1 protein-coding gene and 1 pseudogene are annotated in these 1,009 nt (G+C 58.1%); both read right to left on the bottom strand.

What is annotated here, in order from left to right; genetic code table 11:
* A pseudogene (locus tag A3754_RS01700) lies at positions 1-336 on the bottom strand (hybrid sensor histidine kinase/response regulator); the annotation flags it as partial.
* A 142-nt stretch (positions 337-478) separates the two neighbouring features.
* The coding region (locus tag A3754_RS01695) for an MMPL family transporter (protein WP_156496680.1) at positions 479-1,009 on the bottom strand (531 nt) is incomplete at its 5' end.

Raw genomic sequence — 1,009 nt, 5'->3', positions numbered from 1 at the left:
CCCGGCCATCCAGGAGCTACCCAGGGCCGTGGTCACACCCACGTTATAAAGAATGACCACGAAAAAATTGAAGCCGGTGCCCAGCCGCCAGATCAACCAGGCAGGCAACAAGCCCCATAACAAGGCGTGCAACGCCAGGCCCAACCCGAACAGACGCCGCCAGCGGGCCGGTCCGGCCCCATACAGCGCATCGAAACGCGCCACCAGCCACAGCCGGTAAGCGGTGACCAACAGGACGGCACCACCGCCTATCAGCGCTTCCAGTTCGAAGCTCTGGTAGACCTGGCCCCAGGCAAAGACAAGTGCATAAACCAGAAGGGCCGCCAGGACTCCCATCAAGGAGTTCTTGGCGGCCCCGTAATCTACGCGTTTAAGAACCTTTCGATCTTTCTTGTATGGCACTGTATTTTGTTCCGCAGAAACTGGATTTACCCGGTTTCGCGCTACGTTAACACCGCCTCATCAGACTGGCTAGAGCCTATTGCACGCTGCCTCTGGTCCGCTTGCGGCGGTCCAGCGCAACCAGTAATGGCACGAAAAAGAAGAAATCCACAATCAGGGCCATGGCAATGGTGATCGCAGACAACTGCCCCATGCTGGAATTGGGGTAAAAATGACTGGTGCCGATGACGGCAAAGTTCGCCACCAGCACCACGGATGTGGCCACCAGTGCTACGCCGACAGTACGGAATGCATACTCCACCGCTTGTTCGGTTTTGAGGCCCAATTCACGTTTGGCACGCACGTATTTACTCAGGAAATGCACAGTGTCATCCACCACGATCCCCAGCGTCATGCACGCCACCACGGATACCGCCAGCCCGATCTCCCCATTCACCAACCCCCACAGCCCGAAGGCCATGGCCGCCGGCAACAGGTTGGGCAATAGCGACAGGATGCCGTACCTCACGGAACGCAACGCAATAACCAGCAGCACCGACACGCTGACCAACGCAATCAGCGCGCCGCTGAGCATGCTCTGAATATTGCGCATGGTGACCCGGCCAAA

This window comes from Alcanivorax sp. HI0083 (genome assembly GCF_001635175.1).
The sequence above is the reverse complement of the archived record's forward strand: the minus strand, read 5'-3'. Positions and strand labels throughout refer to the sequence as shown.